15 protein-coding genes are annotated in these 20,183 nt (G+C 39.9%); 4 read left to right on the top strand and 11 right to left on the bottom strand.

Translation table 11 applies throughout. The features are described 5' to 3' along the window. Positions 1-468 precede the first annotated feature (468 nt). Positions 469-2,673: a glycoside hydrolase family 97 protein gene (locus tag D0T85_RS21535; RefSeq protein WP_163215585.1), complete on the top strand. Its 2,205-nt coding sequence runs from the start codon at positions 469-471 to the stop codon at positions 2,671-2,673. A gap of 86 nt (positions 2,674-2,759) precedes the next feature. Here the strand turns inward: D0T85_RS21535 and D0T85_RS21530 are convergent, their stop codons facing one another. The 3 genes from D0T85_RS21530 to D0T85_RS21520 form a co-directional block, all read right to left on the bottom strand. After that, positions 2,760-3,122, bottom strand: a complete 363-nt coding sequence (locus tag D0T85_RS21530) for a type II toxin-antitoxin system HigA family antitoxin (protein ID WP_163215584.1) — start codon at positions 3,120-3,122, stop codon at positions 2,760-2,762. 89 nt (positions 3,123-3,211) lie between these two features. Then, positions 3,212-4,849, bottom strand: a complete 1,638-nt coding sequence (locus D0T85_RS21525; RefSeq protein ID WP_163215583.1) for a glycoside hydrolase family protein — start codon at positions 4,847-4,849, stop codon at positions 3,212-3,214. Positions 4,850-4,867: 18 nt separating this feature from the next. Beyond that, on the bottom strand, positions 4,868-5,800 hold the full coding sequence (locus D0T85_RS21520) for an aldo/keto reductase (protein WP_163215594.1): 933 nt from the start codon (positions 5,798-5,800) through the stop codon (positions 4,868-4,870). A 122-nt stretch (positions 5,801-5,922) separates the two neighbouring features. Between D0T85_RS21520 and D0T85_RS21515 the strand changes: the two genes are divergently transcribed. Then, on the top strand, positions 5,923-6,954 hold the full coding sequence (locus D0T85_RS21515) for a LacI family DNA-binding transcriptional regulator (protein ID WP_163215582.1): 1,032 nt from the start codon (positions 5,923-5,925) through the stop codon (positions 6,952-6,954). Positions 6,955-7,067: 113 nt separating this feature from the next. Further along, positions 7,068-8,630, top strand: a complete 1,563-nt coding sequence (locus tag D0T85_RS21510; RefSeq protein WP_163215581.1) for an ATP-binding protein — start codon at positions 7,068-7,070, stop codon at positions 8,628-8,630. Between the two features lie 240 nt (positions 8,631-8,870). On the opposite strand, the gene D0T85_RS21505 is transcribed toward D0T85_RS21510, so the two are convergent. The 8 genes from D0T85_RS21505 to D0T85_RS21470 all read right to left on the bottom strand — a co-directional run bounded on the left by D0T85_RS21505 (position 8,871) and on the right by D0T85_RS21470 (position 19,376). After that, positions 8,871-10,535, bottom strand: a complete 1,665-nt coding sequence (locus D0T85_RS21505; protein WP_163215580.1) for a C45 family peptidase — start codon at positions 10,533-10,535, stop codon at positions 8,871-8,873. After that, positions 10,528-12,018, bottom strand: coding sequence for an NAD(P)/FAD-dependent oxidoreductase (locus D0T85_RS21500; protein WP_163215579.1), 1,491 nt, complete (start codon positions 12,016-12,018; stop codon positions 10,528-10,530). The genes D0T85_RS21505 and D0T85_RS21500 overlap by 8 nt, the downstream gene beginning before the upstream one ends. Further along, positions 12,011-15,880 (bottom strand): 1-acyl-sn-glycerol-3-phosphate acyltransferase, encoded by a 3,870-nt coding sequence (locus tag D0T85_RS21495; RefSeq protein WP_163215578.1) that lies wholly within the window; start codon positions 15,878-15,880, stop codon positions 12,011-12,013. The genes D0T85_RS21500 and D0T85_RS21495 overlap by 8 nt, the downstream gene beginning before the upstream one ends. Beyond that, the gene (locus tag D0T85_RS21490) at positions 15,877-17,067 is read right to left on the bottom strand and encodes a DUF2062 domain-containing protein (protein ID WP_163215577.1); all 1,191 of its coding nucleotides are present in this window, start codon (positions 17,065-17,067) and stop codon (positions 15,877-15,879) included. The genes D0T85_RS21495 and D0T85_RS21490 overlap by 4 nt, the downstream gene beginning before the upstream one ends. Positions 17,068-17,167: 100 nt before the next feature. After that, a complete protein-coding gene (locus tag D0T85_RS21485; protein WP_163215576.1) occupies positions 17,168-17,548 on the bottom strand; it encodes a hydroxymyristoyl-ACP dehydratase in 381 nt (126 codons plus the stop codon). A 2-nt stretch (positions 17,549-17,550) separates the two neighbouring features. Then, on the bottom strand, positions 17,551-18,084 hold the full coding sequence (locus tag D0T85_RS21480) for a hypothetical protein (RefSeq protein ID WP_163215575.1): 534 nt from the start codon (positions 18,082-18,084) through the stop codon (positions 17,551-17,553). Next, on the bottom strand, positions 18,059-18,691 hold the full coding sequence (locus tag D0T85_RS21475; protein WP_163215574.1) for an outer membrane lipoprotein carrier protein LolA: 633 nt from the start codon (positions 18,689-18,691) through the stop codon (positions 18,059-18,061). The genes D0T85_RS21480 and D0T85_RS21475 overlap by 26 nt, the downstream gene beginning before the upstream one ends. 7 nt (positions 18,692-18,698) lie before the next feature. Beyond that, positions 18,699-19,376: a polysaccharide deacetylase family protein gene (locus D0T85_RS21470; protein ID WP_163215573.1), complete on the bottom strand. Its 678-nt coding sequence runs from the start codon at positions 19,374-19,376 to the stop codon at positions 18,699-18,701. A 132-nt stretch (positions 19,377-19,508) separates the two neighbouring features. On the opposite strand from D0T85_RS21470, the gene D0T85_RS21465 reads away from it, so the two are divergent. Beyond that, positions 19,509-20,066, top strand: coding sequence for a hypothetical protein (locus D0T85_RS21465; RefSeq protein ID WP_163215572.1), 558 nt, complete (start codon positions 19,509-19,511; stop codon positions 20,064-20,066). Positions 20,067-20,183: the final 117 nt, after the last annotated feature.

Here is a 20,183-nt window from a genome sequence, read left to right as displayed (position 1 = left end):
TCAACGGCCTACGCAATGATGTTACATGAAAATGCGAGGCTGTAGGCCTCGAAGCGTATTTGTATGCAAGCTCCGAGGCTTACAGCCTCGCATTCCATGTGGTATTCTTCATCGTAGGCCGTTGGCCTACGCTAGAGGCTATTAGGCCGTTGGCCTATTGTACGACAAAAGCGAAGCCTCCGTGTTCAGCACAAGGAAAAGCTCCGTGTTTCTGTGTCTCCGTGTTTTATTTCAATTCCTATCTGATTTGAACCAAATTGATAAAGTATGAATAATGCAGGATAAATGAATTTACCACAAAGTTTCTATGCAGCATTGAGTCTTAAACTCTGCGTACTCTGTGGTTAGAAAAGAATAGGGTATCAATGCAATCGTTTTCATGGAAAATCCATTCATTTTCAATCTGCCTAGTATATCCTTATGAACAAGGTACTTATCTTTGTTGTTGTAATTTAATTTAAACTCAACATGAAGAACATTAAGAAATTATCTTGCTTGTTTCTTTCCCTCCTTATAGGTGGAGCAGCAGTTGCTCAGGAATTGGCATCACCAAACGGTTTATTGCAGTTGAAGTTTTCGGTAACCTCGGCAGGCGAGCCCGTTTACGAACTTGCTTATAAAAACAAAGCAGTTATTAAACCCTCAAAACTAGGTTTTGAACTGAATGAAGATACCAGCGAAGAAATGGTTACCAACTGGGGAACGGAATCTGCCAGACAAAAGGGCTCTGATTTAATGACCGGTTTTGAACTAACCGATACCCAAACCACTACTTTTAATGAACCATGGCAGCCGGTATGGGGCGAAGAAAAAGAAATTCGCAACCATTATAACGAACTGGCTGTTACCCTGAATCAGAAATCATTGAACAGACAGCTAATTGTGCGTTTCCGTTTGTTTAACGATGGATTGGGCTTCCGCTATGAGTTCCCCGAACAAAAGAATCTGACTTATTTTGTGATTCAGGAAGAAAAAACTCAGTTTGCCATGGCCGGCAATCATACAGCTTTCTGGCTGCCGGGCGATTATGATACACAAGAATACGATTTCACCGAATCTAAATTAACCGAAATACGTGGTTTGATGGAGGGTGCAGTTACACCGAACTCATCGCAAACCACATTCTCGCCCACAGGAGTACAAACATCCCTGATGATGAAAAGTGATGACGGACTTTATATAAATCTTCATGAAGCAGCATTGGTTGATTACGCTTGTATGCATCTGGATCTGGATGATAAAAACCTGGTATTTACCTCCTGGCTTACTCCCGATGCAAAGGGTAACAAGGGATATATGCAAACTCCTTGCAACTCGCCTTGGCGTACAGTAATAGTGAGTGATGATGCACGCGATATACTGGCTTCAAGAATCACCTTGAACCTGAATGAACCTTGTAAGATTGAAGATACTTCGTGGATTAAACCCGTAAAATATATCGGTGTGTGGTGGGAAATGATTACCGGATACGGCTCATGGGCGTATACCGATGATCTACTATCGGTAAAACTAGGCGAAACCGATTATTCAAAGGTGAAACCTAATGGTAAACACTCTGCTAACAATCAGAAAGTAAGAAGATACATTGATTTTGCAGCCGAACATGGTTTCGATCAGGTTTTGGTTGAAGGATGGAACGAAGGTTGGGAAGACTGGTTTGGTAAATCTAAAGATTATGTATTCGACTTCCTTACTCCTTATCCCGATTTCGATATCAAAGCTTTGAACGATTATGCAGCAAGCAAGGGTGTAAAACTGATGATGCATCACGAAACTTCTTCTTCGGTTCGCAACTACGAACGCCATATGGATGCTGCTTATCAGTTAATGAATAAATATGGTTACAATTCGGTTAAAAGTGGTTATGTTGGTGATATGATTCCACGTGGTGAACATCACTACGGCCAATGGATGAACAACCATTACCTGTATGCTGTAACCAAAGCAGCTGATTATAAAATTATGGTCAATGCACACGAGGCTACTCGTCCAACCGGGCTTTGCCGTACCTATCCTAACCTGATTGGAAATGAATCGGCCCGCGGAACAGAGTACGAAGCATTTGGTGGCAGCAAACCTTTCCACACCACATTGTTACCATTCAACCGGTTGCTGGGTGGACCAATGGACTATACTCCAGGTATCTTCGATACTAAATTATCATTCCTGGGTGAAGGCGAACACAGCTTTGTTCATACCACTCTGGCTAAACAGTTGGCTTTGTTTGTTACCATGTACAGCCCTTTGCAAATGGCTGCTGATCTCCCCGAGAATTATGAGAAGTATATGGATGCATTTCAGTTTATCAAGGATGTGGCTATTGATTGGGACGAAACAAAGTATCTGGAGGCTGAACCGGGTGATTATATAACTATTGCCCGTAAAGAAAAGGGTAGCAACAACTGGTTTGTTGGTGGTATTACCGATGAAAATGTACGAACTTCGGTAGTGAATCTTGATTTCCTTGATCCGGGAAAACAGTATGTACTCACATTGTATGCCGATGGTAATAATGCTGACTATGTAAACAATCCTACATCTTACCAGATTAAAAAGGGACTTGTAACTTCTAAAAATAAGATATCAGTAAAACTGGCTCGTAGTGGTGGTTTTGCAATGAGTATTATGGAAGCGTCGCAGGCGGATGCTAAAGGGGTGAAGAAGTGGAGATAGGGAGTGGTAAGTTTTGAGTAGTGAGTAATGAGTTTACGATGCCGCATGGTTAACTCATTACTCAAAACTCAATCTGCGTAGAATATTCAAAAACCAAGCATTGCTGCAGGAGGTATATTTAATACTTTACAAAGCAATCTTGCTACCTTTAATGTGGGTTCTGAACGACCTGAAATATAATCATTAACACGAGAAGGACTCACACCAATCTCTCCTGCAAGTTGTTTTTGTGTCATCCCTTTTTCTTCCAAAGAGAACTCAATCAATTCAGAAACAGTAGGCTTTTCTATGGGGTAGTGTTCTTTTTCGTAGGATATAACAATGTCAGACATAACAGTAAGTTCTACTGCATTTTTATCATTCGCAGGAGTAGCATCATCAACAATGGGCAAGAGCTCCTCTATTCTTGCCAGTGCAAATTCATATTGTTCTTTAGTTATCTTACTCATACTTATCATTTTATGCAAAAGTACAAATAGTTTTGAATTACCAAATTTATTTTGCCAAATAGAAGCCAACCGATGTATATTCTCCGAACTCAAAAACTAAACGTTGATAAAACTTTTTTTCCAGAATAGATCGTCACCATAAACTCATACTCTTGCCCTTTTTCAAAGCTATCTTTGGCAACAAGTTGCAACTCTGTTTTTTCGTACGGATTCAATTCCGGAACTGCGCCCGAAGCAATAGTTACAAACTTTCCGTCTTTTTTATATGCTATTTTTAAAGAAGCTTTCTTGGAAATAACCTGCCCAAAGTTTTGCACTTCGATACTACAACTTAACCCTTTGGCCGATTCTGTAAAAATAGGGGCACGGGCAGAAAGAATAGGCTCTATATAAGTAATATAAGGCAAACGCGCATAGCCGTAAAGCATTTTACCGTTCTTGTATTTACCAATCAGCTTAGGAGCAAATTCATTTTCAGTAATGCCATTTCCCTTACCATCGAAAGTTACAACAAGGTCGCTGCCATTGTTCTCCGTTTTCAGCACTTTACATCTCCGACCATAATTCACTTCTTCCGAAGCACCGAAACGCAAAGAGTTTATCTCTATATCGGTTTGCGGGTTGAAGCCTTTTTCAGCTTTTATCTTTATACGGATTGTTTTTGTTTTGGAAGTAATTGGCTTTTCATTAAGCACAGTCAGTAATAATCCCGGATTCAACGGAATACCAATATTTTTCGAACTATGGTTGTCGAATGGTTTATCCAAAGGTTTCAATGTATCAATAACAGCAAAGTTAGCCTGAATTGCTCTTCCGTATTCATCCTGATACATCTTAATACGCTCAAACTTAAACCAATCTTCTACCCGTCCATCTTTGTGTACAGCAATTCCCGGCATATAAGCCTCTCCCGGGTCTACCACCCAACTTACACCATCCTTAGATCGAAGGTAAAAGGCAATGCGGCCCAGCCAATCGTTTACTATCATGTGGTATTGAACATGATCGCGCCAGATTACAGGGTCTTCGAACCGACCCTCTACAGGAGGGTAAACGCGCTTATCAGTTAACTGACTGTATTCTGTAAGTCCATCCTGACTAATCCAAATTCCACCGCCACGGCAAACCATTACATACGAACCGTCTTCACGCTGAGCAAACGACAAGTTGGATAACCCTTCAATAATATGGCGGTCGCGCGCATTGAAATCGAACTTTCCGTACTCCCAGTTTCCATTTATATCATTGGTAACATAACGTCCGCCAATAACATACAATACATATCTTCCATCCTTCAACCGGTAAATCTCCGGATTATGTCCTTTACCTATAATATTACGGGGTTTGAATGGCCCTGTCAGGTTATCGCTTACAGTGTTGAATACATACGAGTTAGGCCATTCACCATGCCCTTTGGGCGATGCTTCCAACCAGCCACATACAAACATGTGGAACAATCCATCATCGCCTTTCTTAATATTTCCACCCCAGTACGACCAGATACGGTCTTCAATACCATTATCTATATAACGGGGTACAACATCTTGTACACCCCAGGTATCCGACGATAGTTCTTTGCCTTCCATTGGCAGGAAGCGGTCCATAAAGCGGGCACCATGTACCAACTGATCCCACTCTTGAGGACGTTCGCGTTCCGTTACCTGTGCAGATAACGATATATTAATCAATAAGAAAGTGAGTAGCAGAAAGTAAATACAATGTTTCATGATATGCTTTTCGTGTAATTAACTGTTTAACCATGTATCCCTGAAACGGGGTTCCAATATATTCCTGACTTCTTTAAGCAATTCCTCATCCAATGCCTCGTTGGCCCATTGTATGTTCTGCAAAACAGCTTCCGGTCGGGTTGTACTAAACAAGGTTGTTGCAATACGCGGATTAGATACGGCATACTTTACAGCTAGTTGCTCAATTGATTTGCCTTGGTCTTTACAGTGTTTTGCTGCTTTCCGGCATAACTCCTGTAGTGGCTTGGGAGCAGGATGCCAATCGGGTGCACCCCGTTCGGTGAGTAATCCCATTGAAAATGGAGAAGCATTGATTACACCAATCTCTTTTTCTTCGAAATAATCCAGATAATCTACCAATGCATCGTCATTGAGGCAATAATGGCAAAAGGATAAAATGCTTTCTACAGTGCCTTCGGGTACATGGTCTATTACATATTTCAGGTGGCGTAGTGTGAGGTTGGTTATTCCTACATGCTTTACAATGCCTTTGTTACGTAGTTCTACCAATGCAGGCAGTGTTTCGTTGCAAATCTGTTCCAGATTGGCAAACTCAATATCATGTATATTAATTAAGTCGATATAATCCACGTGTAACCGTTCCATGCTTTCGGAAACACTTTCGGTAGCTCGGAGAGCCGAATAGTCCCAGGTATTGATGCCATCTTTTCCATAACGGCCTACTTTGGTAGAGAGGTAATATCTGCTTCTTTCAATATCTTTCAGGGCTTTTCCCAGCACTATTTCTGCCTTTAAGTGTCCGTAATATGGTGATACATCAATAAAATTGATACCATTATCAACAGCTGTATGTACGGCTTTAATACCCTCTTCTTCTTTTGCCAAATGAAAGACACCTCCAAGCGAAGAGGCTCCAAAACTAAGATTGGAAACTTTCATTCCTGTTTTTCCTATTTCCCGGTATTCCATAATTGTTTGCATTATAGATTGATGTTTCAAAAGTATCTGTTTTGCATTATATCAGATAATGGTAGGAGAGAAAAGTAAGCGCAAAGGTTTGCGTAACAGTGCTTTTTAGTATCTTTACACCCATGGACAAGAAAAAGCCTGTATCATTAAAAGAACTTGCAATAGAGCTGGGTGTATCTATCTCAACCGTTTCGCGGGCATTGAAGAATAGTCCGGAAATAGGTAAAGAGATGCGCGAAAAAATAAAAGCTCTGGCTAAAGAACGGAATTACCGTCCAAACCCTTTTGCCATGAGTCTACTGAAAAACTCTCCCCGTATTATTGGTATCATTGTGCCGGATATTGTTACACATTACTATTCATCCATCATCAGCGGAATCAATGATAAAGCTCATGAAAACGGTTATTCAACCATCATCACATCATCGTACGAACAGTTTGAAAAGGAAAAGAAATGCTTGGAGGACCTGATTAATATTCGCGTAGAAGGGATTATTGCCTGCCTGTCTCAGGATACTGCAGATTATACTCATTTTGAAACTTTGGCCGAGCAAAATGTGCCGATGGTTTTCTTCGACCGGATATGCCTTACCGATAAGTTTTCTTCTGTAATAACCAACAATGTAGAATCGTCACAGGAAGCTACCGAGCATTTTCTATCAACAGGATCAAAACGTGTAGCTTTTATTGGCGGAGCCAATCATCTGGAAATAGTGAAACTACGCAAACATGGTTATTTACAGGCATTGCGCGAAAGAAAAATCCCAATTGAAAGAGAATTGGTGTTCTGTAAAAGAATAGGTTACGAAGCCGGGTACGAAGGTGCTCGCTATCTACTCTCTTTAGCCAATCCACCCGATGCTATATTGGCAATGACAGATAGCCTTGCTTTTGGAGCAATGAAAGCCATAAAAGAAGCAGGACTAACCATTCCTGCCGATGTTGCTTTGATAGGATATACAGATGAATTACATGCTAATTATGTAGACCCACCATTAACTGCTGTAACACATCAAACTTATAAGATGGGAGAAACAGCTTGTACGCTTTTGCTTGAACAACTCGGGGGAGTTGGTAAAGTGAATCAAGTGGTGGTTCCTTGCATACTTTCGGTTCGTGGTTCATCTATTAAAGAAGTAAATCATGTGGATTGAGGAATATTCCCTCTATAAATGAATTCAATTGGTATATAAATCGAAGATTTTTATCTAAGTTTGCAGATAACTTGTTATTATAGACCTGAATATTGAAATAAAAATATCAAACCATGAGTACAGTTCGCAATCTCCCCATTGGAATACAAACTTTTGAGGACATCCGTAATGGAAATTATATGTATGTCGATAAAACTGATTTGGTTTGGCAAGTAGCCAATACTGGGAAAACTTATTTTCTGAGTCGTCCGCGTCGGTTTGGCAAAAGCTTACTCATCAGCACATTAGAATCTTACTTCCTTGGTCGAAAAGATTTATTCGAAGGATTGGCACTAGCAGATTTGGAAACAGAGTGGAAACAATATCCTGTACTGCATCTGGATCTTAATGCAGAGAAGTTTGATAGTGCAGAACGTTTAATTGGCATTTTAAATAGGCATTTAAACTTGTGGGAAGAGATGTGGGGTAGTGCAGAATGGGAAAAAACGCCTTCTGATCGTTTTGCCGGTATCATCCGTCGTGCCAGTGAACAAACAGGTGTGCAGGTCGTTGTTCTGATTGATGAATACGATAAACCCTTGTTGCAGAACCTACTTAACGAACCTTTGCTGGAAGAATACAGAAACATTCTGAAAGGCTTTTATGGTGTACTGAAAAGTGCCGACCGTTACTTACGTTTCGTATTTCTGACTGGTGTTACAAAGTTCTCTCATGTAAGTATATTCAGCGACCTTAATCAACTAAGCGATATTAGTATGGTGCCTGCTTATGCCACCATTTGCGGCATAACAGAGGAAGAATTGGTAAAGGTATTTACGCCAGAGTTGAAAAAGGTAAGCGAGTTTAATGGTTATACTTTCGAAGAAACCGTTAAGAAAATGGCTGCTCAATACGATGGTTATCACTTTCGCGAAAATACACCTGGCCTATTTAACCCCTTCAGTGTGTTAAGTGCATTGAAATACCTGGTATTGGATAACTTCTGGTTCCAAACCGGAACCCCAACTTTTTTAGTTGATTTACTGAAAGAAAGCGATTATGATTTGCGTATATTAATTGATGGTGTTGAAACCAGCCCAATAGCTTTTACCGAATATAGAGTTGAAGCCAATAATCCTATACCTGTACTTTATCAGAGTGGTTATCTTACAATTAAAAGCTATGACAGGCGTTTCAATCTTTATACGTTGTGTTTTCCTAATGAAGAAGTAAAATATGCTTTCCTACAATTTCTTGTTCCTTTTTATACTCATGTAAATGCCAATGAACAGGCATTTTATATAGGTCATTTTGTTCGTGAATTAGAAAGTGGTGATGTTCCCTCTTTTCTGAAACGTCTGAAAGCCTTTTTTGCTGATATTCCCTATGAACTGAATGATGAAACCGAACGTCATTATCAGGTTATCTTCTATTTGGTATTTAAACTGATGGGACAGTTTGTACAAGCCGAAGTACATTCGGCAACGGGTCGGGCAGATGCTGTGGTACATACCAAAGATCAGATTTATGTTTTTGAGTTCAAACTCAATGGCACAGCCGAAGAAGCATTACAGCAGATAGATGATAAAGGTTATCTTATTCCTTATATTGCCGATGAGCGGAAACTAGTAAAAGTTGGTGTGGAGTTTGAGAAGGATAAAAGGAATATTGGAAAATATCTGATTGGAAACTCTTAAACTTACACTATTCTTATTGTTTTCCTTGCTTGTCCTTATGTCTTTCTTTACTTTTACAAGTAGCATTGACCTTTAAACACCCGGGTGTTCACTGCTTGTACACCCGGATGTACAAGTACAGTACACCCGGATGTACACATAGCATACACCCGGGTGTACACGCATTGTACACCCGGGTGTTCCTAAACAAAATGAACTGGATTTTTAAATCAAAGCTATTGGGTTGAGAAACAAAACAAACTAGTTTTCCAGCTTCTTCCTTATCCTATCTGTTTCCCCTTGCTTAGGGATTGGTAGTGTTAGAGCCTTCTTCCAGCATTTTTGTGCTTCACTTTTATTGTTTTGCGACATATAATAATCTCCCAGAACCTCGTAAGTATAAAACATATTGGGGTTGGTTTCCCGATATATATTTAATATGCTATCGTTTACAGCCTCTTTATTCTGGGTATGTTTCCGTATTAATGGAGTTAACTCTTTGTATTGAAGCAACTGTTTAAACTCCGGTTGATAGATAAACGAATCTTCCGGAATGGTATATGCCAAACTTTCTGTCTCGCTGGTAAAGTTGATAGAATTGCCAAAAATACGGTCAAGATCATAACAGACAAACTTACCACTTTGCCAAGGAGAGGTTGACACCCACATCAACCGTTTTTCGGGTTTAAAGATTACAGAATGATGGGCTATGAATTGATTGATAGCCATTTCGTTAGCCAATCCCAGATCAGCATTGTTTAATCCTTTATGGTTGCGTAGGATAGATGCAGCTTTAACCGGAGTTAACGGAGTGTTTTCGGCCAGTAATTCTCCCAGTCGAACATAACGATACGGACTGTCTGATGTTTCGATGTTTTCGATGTTTCGTTTATCTGCCTGAAACTCTTCGGATTGATAATGGTTGGTACAGATCAGTTGTTTCTCTTTGCCGGCCGTATAGAGAGCTATTTTATCGGGCGATTTCTCTATAATTGCAGCCTTTCCGTCCTTGGCAGAACCTACCAGAATAGACTCGGCTACAAATGTTTTTCTATTTTGTGCTATTTGGTAAGCCTCTTCAATGGTAGAAGCATATTGCAGGATTTCTCTTGTAAGCACAGATATAGGTGTGGCCGATGATGTAGGCATGGCCGATTTAGCCGCATTGATGGTAACAGTAAGGCCATGTTCGTTCATTCCCGAAAGTACACCTGTCATTCCCGGCCATCCTACGGAAGCAAACTTGTATCCGGTTGCCGGACGGTAAAAGGCTATTTGTTTGTTGCGGGCAAAGTCATCGCCCACATAGAAGTCGAAGTTACGGCCGATAAGTAAAGTAGAGTCTGTTGTATGTTCGCCCCATGCAGCGAACGAACTGCAACCTACCAACATATAGTCTTGCATGGCATGTCCAAGATCGTGTGCGGCATGATAATTCAACTGTCTTTCGTAAGGCGTACCAATAAAATCGTACTGGTGGGTGCACGATAAGGAGATTCCGTAAATCTCATCCCTGTACTCTTTGGGAACATTCTTACCCAGATTACGGTTAAATAAAACGATAAAAAAACGTAGGAATTTCAGGTAATTATCCGAAGGAATAATCTCTTTTATCTGATTAACAAATACATTCTCTTGATAATAAAGCAGGTCTTTAGAGAGTTTTCCTATGGCTTCGCCCCGCTCAAAGGCATTACCTTCTACATGTAATTCCCACAAACCGCTATTTGCTTTGCGCAACATGTTGGGCCCGTATGTACGGCAAGTATCATTGTTTGTCAGCAGGTATTTGTTTTCCGGCTCGTGCGTAGGAGTCATCATATCGGCCGTGCCGTAAAGGTACCATACACACAATGCAACCACAATAATAAATGCAGCAAAAGTAATTACTGTGTATTTTACTATCTTTAAAAGTGTTTTACGCATTTCCTATCTTTTTTGCCAGATATTCTTCTCCCAGCAGTTCGGAACAAGTTATCATAGCGGTTAGTGTTACTCCCAAAGCTCCATGTACATTCAGGTTCTGCCCGGTAAGCAGAAGGTTTTCCAGTTTGGTTCGTACTGAGATAAAACCTACCTGCGGACGGCGGTAGTCTTTTATTATTCCATAAGCCGACCCATTTGCTGTAGCAGTATAATCGCGGTAGCTTAATGGGCTGGTTGTATAAATTGCTTCAATATGCCGGTCGAAGTCAAAACCATATTTACGTATCAAAGTTAATACTTCTTTTGTTTTCTTCTCTTTGAATTCAATATAATCATCTCCTCGTTTTTCGATCCGGGTATCCTGCCATCGAAGCACTTCATCCATATACATGGGGGTAAGGATACTTATCACTTCGGCATGTTTACTGTTAGGATCGGTGTTCTGCATCGATATCATGCAACAGGTAGTTTTACCACCATGCAGTTGCTTATCGTACCATACTTCGTTATCGTTGTGGATGTAGATGTTCCTGTTTATATAAGGGCAAGTATTTTTTTTCATTATCAGATATACAGTAAATATGCCGTATGTGTTTTCAAGCGAATTGATACGAGACAGATAAGCGTTCTTAATACTGCGCGATTTATCTGTTAGTTCAAACGTTCGTTTAGGATGTATGTTAGAGATAACGTATTTACTTTCAAAAACTTCGTTGTTGTTAACTTCAACTCCCTTCACTGTTTCGTTTTCTACAATAATACGGGTTACTTCGTGATTATTTAATACGGTTCCACCGTTGGCACGGATAACTTTAATCAGTTCTGTGCTTACTTGCATACTGCCATTCAGGAAACGCCATGCTCCTTCAATATACGAATTGTTTATCATCCCGTGATGATAGAAGGTAGAAACATCTTTCACTCCACCATAGAGCAGTGAAGTAGCTGCAAGTATCTTTTGCAATTCCGGATTGGGGGTAATGTTGGAAATGTATCCGGCTGCCGACATACCAAAATACTGCATACCCTGTTGGGCAATAATTCCTTTTTTCAGATTTTCAATGCTTATAAGCTTTCCAACATCTTTAAGCATACTTACATACCTGTTTAACGCCTCTCTTTCATCAGGAAATTGACGGACAAGTGTCTCTACAAAATTGCTGTGGCCATTAGCGTAATTGTACACATTATCTTTAAAGCAGATACGGTCGAAGCCATCAGCATCGAGTTTACGGATGTTGAGTTTATCCATAATACCAAAATAGCGGAAGTACTGGTTTAAAACTTGTCCTTCGTCCATACTCCCGATATAGTGTATGCCTGTATCCAACAAACGGCCGTTGCGCTTGTAAGTTTGGAAGCATCCGCCAAAAAGCTGATTTTTTTCCAGTACACATACATTGTAGCCTTCTTTGCTTAAGATAGCGGCACATTCCAGACCGCCAAGGCCGCTTCCTGCTATGATTATGTCGTGTTTACTCATGGGCTACAAGCTTTCTCAATAAATAAATCGTATTCGATGTAAACTTATCATTCCTTACAGCCTCCAGCTCCATACCACATTCAACAGCAATCTCCCTTATCTGACTATCGGAAGTAAAGCATAGCTTTTCGGTTGTTTTATTGAAACGGATAATCCGGGTAGACATCAACTCGGTAAAACGGGTTAGTTTATGCTTTTCTTTATCAGATGTATTGCCGTCTCGTACAATAATCATTCCGCCTGGTAAGAGTTTTCCGGCACAGCGGGTTAACAGAGCATGTTGTTTATCATAACTCATATAATGCAACATATCATTTAATATAAATACATCGCTCGGCGGTAGTTCGCACGAAAGTGCATCGGCACAAATAAATTCAGCCTGTATGTTTTGTTTCAGCCAGGCATGGTCGGCAACAGCTATCTTGTCGTCATCATAGTCAATACCCAATAGCTTCCGGTTGTCGGATAACATACCAAGCATGTAGCATAGTGCACCAAAACCGCAACCAATATCGGTTATTTGCCCCTGCCGGGGGATTATTTCGTTAAAGAGACGGTAATTCTTTTCCATCCGTACCTTGATACGCATGTACCATTCTTCTACCGGGCCTTTATAAATGTAATTGCGGATAAGAGTTTCGTAATAATACGGATTATCGGTATTATCCAATTTGTGGCAAAGAGCATCGTACTCTGTACGCATATAAGCTGATATACTCTTGGTTCGTTCCTGATATGTTTTTCCATAACAGGTATCATCCGGATGAATACGCGGTAAAACCTCTGCTGCAATTATTCCCTTGCGCACGTTGAACGGTTGCGTTCTGGATATAATCCGGTTGTTGCCATAGAATAAAACCGGTAATATGTCAAGTTTCAGAACCTGCGACAGGTAGAAAGCTCCTTTATGGAAGCGCTTCATCTTTCCGGTAAATGTGCGTGTGCCTTCGGGGAATATCACAATAGAATAGCCATCGTCAACCTTTTTTTTAAGTGTTTCTACTGATAGTTCGTATCCTTCGCCTGCATAATAGAAATCTACATACCTTATAATTGCACCAAAAACCGGCGATTCCCAAACCCACTTCTTAGTAATCATCACAATACGGGGCGAGAAGGACAAAAGCATTAATATATCAATAAACGACTGATGGTTAGCAATTATTATTGCCGGTTTACGGAAATTCTCTCCGGTTGGATTTATTATCTCCTTTTTAACAAAAGTAGATATTACCAGCAAAACACGGCAACAGTAATGTATGGAATAACAGATAATTCTCTTCTTGATTTTCTTCTTTACAGGTATAAGTTGCAGCAATAGTATGAATACAAGCAGTATTAAGCATCCTACAAGAAACAGCAGGTAAAGCAAACCACTCCTTAATAACCCCATAAGTGTATAAGGCGGCAATCCTTTTGATGCCGGCCGGGCTATGAAAATATGGAAGATGATGGGTTGTATGGTAAAAGAAACCAAAACCACTGCCACCATGCCGAGGATAGAAATGATGGAGATTGATTGCAATGCCGGATGCTTGGCAAATACCAGTGCCCCCATACCTACTATCATGGTAAAGGCGGCAAAGAAGATGGCTGTTTTATGAGAGTTCAGTACTTTCTGCCCCGTACGGTATCTGCTAAGTAAACCATCCATAATAAAGATACTGAAATCATCGCCTATACCAAAAATAAAGGTAGCCAGAATTATATTAACGATGTTAAACTGTATGCCCAGGATGCCCATAATGCCTATAATAATAATCCAGCTTATAAGCATAGGCAGAAAACTCATGAGTGTAAGCTCAATCCGCCCATAGGATAGCAACAAGGCAAAGAAAACGAGGAAAGAAGATATGTAAAGGATAAGATAAAAGTCATCGTTCACTGCCGACACCCATTTGTTGGTAAAGTAGGCCCGGTCGAAGATTACTACATTTGTATCGTTCTGGAAAGCGTTGTACACAATTTCTTTGTTGTTCTCTGATAACCTAACCTGAGTGATAAGCATGGTAAGTGAGTCTGTGGAGGTTTCCCACTCGGCTACCAAACGGTTTGTAGCCCGGTGTGTTTGAGACTGATAATCTAATGTTCCGAAAGGTTGTGAAATCCAGTTGGCAAAAGCGCTGAAAGCACCTTTACGAAACTTATATCCGGTAGCTTCGGCTTCAATAAGTGCAGTTACACGCTCTGTTTTTGTGGGAGTCCAGTAAGTATTCCATTTATCCAAGCGTTTTTGTTGCTCATCCAACGGAATAAAGAAACGTTGTACCGATGCATAGTTAATTATTTCTCCTTTCTCCTTTAAGTTATCCAACTTGCTGTTGGTTTGGGCATAATGTAAAGCTGCTTCGTTGGCATCTTTCCCAACACTGACAAACATAACATTCTTCTCACCATTTTCGAATATATCAGTCAGTTTGTTTTCGGCTTCTTTAATATGCTTGGGTTCATAATTGAGTGCCATCATATCTTCGTTGAAACCTACATTCTTTGAAGTAAAAAGACAGACAACCGTTAAAACCACAAGCGTACCGATAAGCCATTTATTCTTTTCGAATGTGTATGAGTTGGCCTTTTCGATAAGCCGGAGTATTTTTCCCTGCTTTACATGCGCCTGCCCTTTCAGGAAGTGAGGCAGGAAAATAAGGCAAAACAAAGTTGTACCAACTAAAACCAGCGAGGCATACAAACCAAAATCCCGCAGCAATTCCGAACTTGTGAAAAGCAGGGCAACGAATGCTCCAATAGTTGTAAAGCTTCCAACTGTGAGCGGATAGGCTATTTCGCGAATGAGCTGCTGAACGGTACTAACATGGTTTTGGTGTGCAAGCAGATGTATGGAATAACTTAATGCTATACCTAGAACAACCGAACCCGATCCTACTGCAATGGCAGATACATTCCCCTTTATAAGATAGATGATGCAAAGGGCAAAGAGCCCACCAAACAAAGCCGGAACAATTATAAGGGGTATGGCACTTTTACGTTTGAATACCAACGAAATAAATATAATAATGATAACCAGTGCAACAAGGCCGGTTACAATAGTATCCTTCTTTATCTGCCGGGCATTGTACACTCCCACGGAAGGACCGCCAAAATACATGCCTTGTATTTGTTGGTTCTCCGTATTAATATGTGTTATTGCTTCTTCAATGCCGGTAATAAGTGCATCGTTTTCTCCTGTGCTTCCCGTTCCGAAAACCGGTGTGATAAACATAAACAGTGTGCTACCGTCTTTGGAGAAAACATATCCATCGGTTAATTCATAGTTTGATTCTATCTGGAAATCCTGTAGATGTTTCAACGCATTCCCTGCCAGACTAAGGGGATCGCGCATGATGTAATTCTTCATTGCTATGCCCGCCGGCGAAAGCAGATTCTTGTAATTACGTTGCATAATTTGCCCAATGGCTTCTTCGGTTAACAGGGAGTCGAACCTCAAGTAATCGTCATCGGTAAGGAAAAGAGGCAGGTTATCATACACAAAGTTGCTTATACTGCCTATTGTGTTTTCATCTGCCCGGAAGAAAATATCTTTTATATGACTGGGCCCGGGATTTGTATTCAGCAACCCTTCGAAGGTAGTTGCTGCCTGAATAAAGGTTTCTGCATCAGGAACCTGTGTGCTGTCGGCAGCACTGAACATTACAATTATCTTGTCTTTTATTTTGAGATTGTTGAATACCTTGCGCGAATTTTGTGCATCCTCGGTATCAGGCAGAAAGCTTACAACATCTTCTTCAAACTTTACCTGCAAAGCAAAGTATCCAATAATGGCTACACTTGTAAACAGGAAACAGTAGAAAGTAATCCGGTGTGATCTGAAAAACTCGTATATGTGTATCAGAAGGCTTGTCATGAGGCGAAGTTTTTACGACGGAATATGGAGAATGCACACCATGAAATTAGTCCTGCAACTATACTGCTCAATGCAGCAAACAGGAAACTTCCTACAAGGTATTGTTCAAGTACGGTTTTAATGTTTTCGAGCGATACATCACCAAAGTCAATGGCTATCGGACGCCCCAGTACCAAACATCCGGTAGCATAACTTCCGTACAGCAATAGGGGTATCATAGGTGGTATGCTGATGTTGGCTGCCAGTATGGCAATTACCGTATTCAGTTTGAAGATGCGCGACAGGAACAAGGTAATGAGCATCTGGTATCCCCATAGCGGGACTATCCCCATAAACACTCCCAGCATTATTGAAAGAGTAAGTCGCGTGTTAGAGTCGGGCGAATGGGTTATATGCTTATGAAAGAAATTCTTTATATTCTTCCATGTAAGTTTCCTGAAAAAGTTCCGGGGCCATATCCACAAAAAGGCTACTAATACCAAGATAGTATTCAGAATACTGATGCGTGTAAAGTCTCTGAACGGACGGAAATGGGAAATACGTTCACCTTCGGGTGGATAGTACACATTAATCAGGATGTTTTTAACATTAATTCCCCTCCATGCTGCCAATACTATAGCTTCCAGTTCGAATTCATAACGGGCGGTATACCGTTTCATTGATCCCATCTTCTGCAACGGATAAAGCCGGTAGCCGGATTGGGTATCCTGTAACTTTATTCCGGTTTCCAATCGGTACCAGAAATTGGAGAACTTATTGGCAAAGGTATTCTTTCCGGGCATATTATTTGCTTCAAGGTTGCGGGCACCTATAAGTAATGAGTCCGGCTCTTTTTCTATTTCCTGAATAAACAAAGGGATATCCGATGCAAAGTGCTGCCCATCCGAATCGATGGTTATGGCATAGCGGTAGCCTTCTTCACGTGCATAAGTGAGCCCGGTTTTCAGTGCAGCACCTTTACCTTTATTGGTAGGGTGAGTAATAACTTTTATGGTACTGTATGCTGTAAGTATCTGCTTTGTATCATCGGTAGAGCCATCGTTAACTACCACTATGTTGTTGGCATACCGACTAACTTTATAAATAACAGTTTCCAACGTTGCAGCATTATTGTATGTTGGAATTACAATAACAATATTCAGCTGTGTTGTTTGTGCTTGCCAATATTCTGCTTCCTTATCTGTCATTCTAACTGGTGTTATTTGGAATTAAGAATTAAGAATTAGGAATTAAGAATTAATCCATGCGGCATCGTATTCTTACTACTTAATTCTTAACTCTTAATTCCTAATTCTTAATTCTCCCTTTAAGTGTTGCTTTCAGCTTAATAAACGGTTCTCCATTTGTTTCACCATCGGCTTTTACCTGCCATTGATTGTTTCCTTCTTCTTTGAGAGTTAGTGTTAATTCCAATTCGGGAGTCTTTCCCGGATCAATGGCCGAAAGGAATTTACAGGATGATATCTGGGTATATTGAACAGGAATGCTTAATAAAGAGGAGGCTACTTCCCTGATTATTTGTAATGTTCCCACACCTGGCAATACAGGTTGCTGAGGGAAATGTCCCTCATAAATAGGATGTTGGGGATTGAGATTTAGTCTAATCTTCCAGGTATTATCAGTAATAGTAATCTTTTCATTAACCTGATAAAATTCTTTTAGTAGCATATTTAAATAGATAATTTATCCAACTGTATTTTCAATTTAATCCACGGATGTTTGATAAGCACCCGGTTTGGTTCGCTTTCATTAAACTCTGAAAGGGTTATTACTGCTTTGGGTAGCCCCCAGCCAGTCGTTCGTTTTTCAAAGATAGTGCTTTTCTCTTTAATACGCATATTGCATGATGGTAGGAAAGTCAGTCTGAAGTCTTTCTCCAGCAGATTAAGGACTTTCTTTTTGCGCATGGGTTCTACAATATTATTAACTGCCATGCTATCTTTATGTAACGAAAAGTCGAAAACACTCAAACCGAAATGGGTGGTAAAAAGCAATCTGATTTCTCCGTTTTCCATCTTACGGGCAATAAGCAACCCACTGAAATGGTTCTTGCCAAAGTCCAGTTGCAGGTTAAACTTTTGCGTTTTTGTTCCTGTAGTTATTATCTCAGGCAACTCTGCTTTGCTGGTGCTTTTACCGGAGGCACATGCAAAAAGAGAAACAGTTACTAATAGCAAACTAACGTATCTCAAAAATCTTATCATCAGTCAGCGTATTGAATTTCTTATTCTGAAATACGTATTCGGTATAGTTTGTCTCTGTCTCGGATAGGCGAAGCTTATTTACCGACATATCTTTTTTATTCAATTGTATCTCAATACCAACAATATAAGCTTGAATATTCTTATTTACCGGTTTTATTTTCACAGTAAATGTATTATTGTCTTCGAAATAGCTAAGCTGATAGTCGGACGAAAGACGAGACAGATCACCAACCATACAGGCAGTGAGCATATCCTGCATCTGATTCATCATTTTGTTGGTGTTCAGATTCATGATGCTTTTCTTTCCATCCGAAACAATTTTCAGTTGGGTGTTATTGATAACTATCAGGTAATCTAATGGCTTACTGTAACTCATGCAAATTTTGTTCTCTTTCTTATAAAAGAACTGGCCTTTCGAGGTAATAGTTTCATCGAATACATCCAGATACTTATATTGCGTAAAGTCACTTTCAATAGATTTTAATTCTTGTGCTTCTTGTGCCAAACGCTTATTAAACTCGTCCTGATTGGCTAATGGCCGTAACTGTGCCGTTACTGGCATCAGTATAAATGTTGAAAGAAATAAAGTAACTATTAATTGTTTCATATATCATTTATATTATTTCGTTAAGACCAACAATCCGGTAGCCTTCTTCATCCAGCAAGTCCAATACTTTTAATAGTAAGATATCGCTATCGGGCATTCTGTCGTGCAACAGAATAATTGAGCCCGGGCATAATCTTTTGCGAATACGCCCAAGTACTTTCTGGTGTGCCATACCCTGTGTGTCGAGCGAACGTATATTCCACCCGATAGTATGATAACCAAGTTCTTTTACTGCTTTAGCAATCGGTGGGTTTGTTACCCCGAAAGGCGGACGAAACCATTTTGTTTCTTTCCCGGTTATTGAATAAAGTAACTGTTGACAATGCTGCAAATCTTGTTTTATTTTTGCAGATGAATACAAAGGGAAAACTCCCGAATGTGAGTAAGAGTGATTACCAATAGTATGTCCTTCGGCCTCTATACGTTTTATAATATCTTCGTTTCCTGTTAGTTTATGACCAATGCAAAAGAAAGTGGCTGATATATTTCGGGCTTTCAGAATATCCAGGACTTTCGGGGTTTGGATACTATCAGGACCATCATCGAATGTCAAGGTAACAACCTTCTCACTTGTCTTTTTCCGGCAATATGCTTTCAGATACACGCCCGATCCAATGCTGTATGAAGCATAGAAAAAGAAGGTGAGAATAGCCAACATTAAAAGGACGAAGCCGAAAATTAACATAGTTGTTGTATTGACACGTTTTCAAATTAAAATGCTAATGTACAAATAAACGATTAATAGATTGTTAATTCTGGTGTTTTTTCTATATTTGTGGTCGTTAATAAACTAAATATAAACTTAACCCTAAACATTATGAGAAGATTATTCTTAATGCTGTTTGTAGTTATCAGTATGTCGGTATTCGGACAAAACTACACTAAATCGGATCTTGTTTTTTATGGTGTTAATTATTCATTGGCAAAGGTGTATGGTGCTAGCGAGTCGTTTATGCTCTTTAGGTATGCTTTCGATGATATTAATACACTTTTTATTACCGAACCTAAAAAGTATAATGTAGAGAAGATACTCAAGCAAAATGTAATAAAAAAGAGTTTCGATGCAGTTAGAGAACTACACAGTAAAATAGACCCTCAAGAGTTGTACACTGAATCCGACAGTTATAAACTAACACAAGAAGAAATTGCTCAGGCTATCCAAACAATGCCATTAGAGGAAGAAGAAGGAACCGGTTTTGTTTTAATAGCAAGACTATTGAACAAACCCGAAAAATGGGGTACTTACACAGCTGTATATTTTAATATAGCAACACGTGAAGTATATGAGTCATTTGATACTGGTGGAAAAGCCGGAGGTTTTGGATTAAGAAACTATTGGGCTCACTCAATGCTTCAGGCGCTTAAAAAGTTTTAGCCTATTTATAATTAGAATACAGAGACACAGAGGTACTGTGTTGAATTCCAAATTAAATTAAATATTTTTTCTATCTTTGTCTCCGCCAAAGGAAGGCTTCATGCGATACTTTGTACT

It is taken from the genome of Bacteroides sp. 519 (assembly GCF_010500955.1).
In the GTDB taxonomy this organism is placed as follows: domain Bacteria; phylum Bacteroidota; class Bacteroidia; order Bacteroidales; family Bacteroidaceae; genus Bacteroides.
Note: the sequence above shows the minus strand (reverse complement) of the source record. Positions and strands in the feature narration are given on the sequence as shown.

Bases quoted from the DNA above. Each gene is read 5' to 3' on its own strand.
- D0T85_RS21485 (WP_163215576.1), bottom strand. From the start codon at position 17,548: ATGCTACTAAAAGAATTTTATCAGGTTAATGAAAAGATTACTATTACT.
- D0T85_RS21490 (WP_163215577.1), bottom strand. From the start codon at position 17,067: ATGACAGATAAGGAAGCAGAATATTGGCAAGCACAAACAACACAGCTG.
- D0T85_RS21510 (WP_163215581.1), top strand. From the start codon at position 7,068: ATGAGTACAGTTCGCAATCTCCCCATTGGAATACAAACTTTTGAGGAC.
- D0T85_RS21525 (WP_163215583.1), bottom strand. From the start codon at position 4,849: ATGAAACATTGTATTTACTTTCTGCTACTCACTTTCTTATTGATTAAT.
- D0T85_RS21530 (WP_163215584.1), bottom strand. From the start codon at position 3,122: ATGAGTAAGATAACTAAAGAACAATATGAATTTGCACTGGCAAGAATA.
- D0T85_RS21480 (WP_163215575.1), bottom strand. From the start codon at position 18,084: ATGATAAGATTTTTGAGATACGTTAGTTTGCTATTAGTAACTGTTTCT.
- D0T85_RS21535 (WP_163215585.1), top strand. From the start codon at position 469: ATGAAGAACATTAAGAAATTATCTTGCTTGTTTCTTTCCCTCCTTATA.
- D0T85_RS21470 (WP_163215573.1), bottom strand. From the start codon at position 19,376: ATGTTAATTTTCGGCTTCGTCCTTTTAATGTTGGCTATTCTCACCTTC.
- D0T85_RS21515 (WP_163215582.1), top strand. From the start codon at position 5,923: ATGGACAAGAAAAAGCCTGTATCATTAAAAGAACTTGCAATAGAGCTG.
- D0T85_RS21475 (WP_163215574.1), bottom strand. From the start codon at position 18,691: ATGAAACAATTAATAGTTACTTTATTTCTTTCAACATTTATACTGATG.
- D0T85_RS21500 (WP_163215579.1), bottom strand. From the start codon at position 12,018: ATGAGTAAACACGACATAATCATAGCAGGAAGCGGCCTTGGCGGTCTG.
- D0T85_RS21495 (WP_163215578.1), bottom strand. From the start codon at position 15,880: ATGACAAGCCTTCTGATACACATATACGAGTTTTTCAGATCACACCGG.
- D0T85_RS21505 (WP_163215580.1), bottom strand. From the start codon at position 10,535: ATGCGTAAAACACTTTTAAAGATAGTAAAATACACAGTAATTACTTTT.
- D0T85_RS21520 (WP_163215594.1), bottom strand. From the start codon at position 5,800: ATGGAATACCGGGAAATAGGAAAAACAGGAATGAAAGTTTCCAATCTT.
- D0T85_RS21465 (WP_163215572.1), top strand. From the start codon at position 19,509: ATGAGAAGATTATTCTTAATGCTGTTTGTAGTTATCAGTATGTCGGTA.